Annotated in this window: 1 protein-coding gene and 1 pseudogene; one reads left to right on the forward strand and one right to left on the reverse strand. The window is 59.4% G+C overall.

The genetic code is table 11. The features are described from left to right. Positions 1-142 precede the first annotated feature (142 nt). Entirely contained in the window at positions 143-2,458 is a 2,316-nt protein-coding gene (locus tag BZK31_RS28315; RefSeq protein ID WP_083186458.1) for an FdhF/YdeP family oxidoreductase, read from the reverse strand. Between the two features lie 221 nt (positions 2,459-2,679). Here BZK31_RS28315 and BZK31_RS28320 point away from each other — a divergent pair. After that, positions 2,680-3,043, forward strand: a pseudogene (locus tag BZK31_RS28320) (catalase); the annotation flags it as partial.

The following is a 3,043-nucleotide window of genomic DNA, read 5'->3' on the forward strand; positions in this document are numbered from 1 at the left end:
AGTCTCGTTTCCCGCTCCAGACATGGCACTGAAAAGCTAAAACAGTTTTTCAGACAACAGAAAAAGGACCTTAGGGTCCTTTTTCTGTTTCTGCGTGAATGACCGTATCCTGCTGAAGGAGCGTCACTGTCTTCGAGCCCGTCTACTGCGGTGACTGCACCACGGCTGCGGTCAGGCGCACCGGCACTGACTTCGCCGCCGGCACCTTGCTGCGCTCTGCATGGTGCCAGAGCGGTATGAGTGCGTTGCACTCCGGATAGTAGGCAGCCGTGCAGCCCTCGGGAATGTCGTAGGCGATGATCTGGAACGGCCCGACCTGACGCTTGACCTCGGGTTCCACAGCGGTGGTCACCACTACGCGTTCGCCCACTTTGAAGCCGAGGCGGGCGATGTCGTTACGATGCATGAAGATCACTTCACGCGTGCCGCTGACACCCCGAAAACGATCATCGTAACCGTAGATGGTGGTGTTGAATTGGTCGTTGCTGCGCAGCGTCATCAATTGCAGCACGTCGCGGGGCGGCTCTGCACCGCTCACATCATCATCTTCGACCAGCGTGGCGGGGGTGACGAATTGTGCCTTGCTGCTCTCCGTCAGCCATTTGCGCTGAGCAGCGGCCAATGGCCGATGAAACCCGCCCGGTTCCGCCATGCGGGTTTCCATGTCGTGAAAGATGTCCGGATAGATCTGTCCAATCGCGGTTCTGACTTTCGAGTAATCATCGCTCCAGGCCTGCCAATCGATCGAGTAGCTGTCGGGCAGCGTGGCCATGGCCAGACGCGCGACGATCACGGTCTCGGCCCGTACATGAGGTCCGACGGGTTCCGCGCTGCCTTTCCAGCCATGAATGCAGCCGGTGCTGTCCTCGGTGGTGTAGGTCTGCGCGAGGCCTTGTTGCCGATCGATTTCGATGCGCCCAAGACACGGCAACAGCCACATGTTGCGTGCCGGTACCAGATGAGTCCGGTTGAGCTTGGTAGCAATCTGAACGTTCAGGTCCAGACCGCGCCACGCCGGTTCCATGCGAGACGTATCAGGAATGGCACGCAGAAAGTTGCCGCCCAACCCGATGAACCCGCGCACATTGCCGTTGAGGATGCCCTCGCAGGCATCGACCGTGGCCAGGCCGTGTCGCTCGGGGACTTTGAAACCAAAATGCTGCTCGATCAGGTCGGCCGGGACCTTTTTCGGATCTTCGGTGATACCGACCGTTCTCTGACCTTGCACGTTGGAATGGCCGCGCACTGGACAGATCCCGGCACCCGGTTTACCGACATTGCCGCGCATCAGCATCAGGTTGACCAGCATTTGCACATTCGTCACGCCACGCCGATGCTGGGTGAGCCCCATGCCATAGACGAACATCACCCGTTGACTGCTGGCATACACGGTCGCTGCCGCTTCCAGCGCGCCACGGGTCAGACCACTCTTGCGCTCAAGTTCAGGCCAGGCAGCGTCGCGCACGTAATGGATGAAGGCGTCGAAGCCTTGGGTATGGCTGGCGATGAATGCATGATCGATCACCGCGGGCATACCTTGTGCCTTGGCCTGATCATCCATTTCCAGCAAGGCCTTGGCGATGCCGGTCATCGCTGCGGTGTCGCCGCCGATTGCGACTTGATGGTACTGAGTGCTGATGACAGTCGAGCCTGGGATCAGCATCTCGCTGGGCGATTGCGGGTTGACGAAGCGCTCCAGGCCGCGTTCGCGCAGCGGGTTGAAGGTGATGATCGGCACGTCTCGTTGCCGCGCTTCCTGCAACTGATGCAGCATGCGCGGGCTGTTACTGCCCACGTTCTGGCCGAAGAAAAACAGGCAGTCAGTGTGTTCGAAATCATCCAGTGTCACGGTGCCGACCGGCACGCCGATGCTTTCCTGCAAGCCGACCGAAGTGCTTTCGTGGCACATGTTGGAGCTGTCAGGCAGGTTGTTGGTGCCGTACGCCCGGGCGAATAGCTGGTACATGAAGGACGTTTCCAGCGAGGCGCGTCCGGAGGCATAAAACACCACGCTGTCCGGTTCCATGCCCTTTAGCTGCGCTCCGATATCCCGATAGGCCTCTTCCCACGACGTTTCCCGATATCGGTCACTTGCCGGGTCGTAGCGCAGCGGGTGAGTGAGGCGGCCATGCTGCTCCAGATCGTAGTCAGGCCAGTCGCGCAGTTCGGTGAGCGTGTGGTCGGCAAAGAACGCCGGGTCGGTTTTCAGCGAAGTCAGCTCCCAGGCCGTGGCCTTGGCGCCGTTTTCGCAAAACTCCAGGGCTCGCGGGTGGCCGGGCTTGGCCCAGGCGCAACTGACGCAGGCAAACCCGTCCGGTTTGTTTTGTTTGAACAAGGCCTTGGGGGCCTTGGTCAGGGCCTGCTCGCGCAACATGATCTGCGCCACCGACTTTGCCGACCCCCAGCCGCCACTGGCATTGGTATAGGGTTTGAAACGGATCTTGGGGTAAATCAGCATCGGTCGCTCCGGGCGTTCAGCAGGCTGCTTGATAAAGCTGGGACGAAGCAGGCAGGAGAAAGGTTCAGCAGATCTTCAACGCTGCGCCGTTTGTCTGCATTTGTTCATCACGCAATGAACGGTGACCGTGTAATGGCGCTCAACAGCGTTGTGTGCCATCAGCGCAACATCAGACGCTATAAGAAATTTTCCGTGACCGATGTCCAGTGGAGATAAACCGGATGAACGATTTACCCGTAGTACGCCTGGCAGTCAATCCGCTGCGGTTCGAGCCGTCATTCGAGCAGATCCCGGATGACGAGGCGCAGACCAGTGAGGAACTGTCGAAGGCGCTCGAATCCATTCTGCAGACCACCTATGCGGACAACGGGCATGCCACGCGCAGCGTTCATGCAAAGGCGCATGGGCTGCTGCGTGGTCGCATCACGGTCTATGACGGTTTGCCTGTGGAATTGGCTCAGGGCGCTTTTGCAAAGCCGATGACGCTGCCGGTTGCCATGCGCTTTTCGACCAACCCCGGCGATATTCTCGATGACAAGGTTTCCACCCCGCGAGGCCTGGCGATCAAAATCGTCGGTGTGGAAG

Origin of the sequence: Pseudomonas floridensis, from assembly GCF_002087235.1 — a bacterium.
GTDB lineage: Bacteria > Pseudomonadota > Gammaproteobacteria > Pseudomonadales > Pseudomonadaceae > Aquipseudomonas > Aquipseudomonas floridensis.

What these genes read in the sequence shown, in the direction of transcription:
- BZK31_RS28315 (WP_083186458.1), bottom strand. Translation starts at nt 2,458, where the DNA reads ATGCTGATTTACCCCAAGATCCGTTTCAAACCCTATACCAATGCCAGT.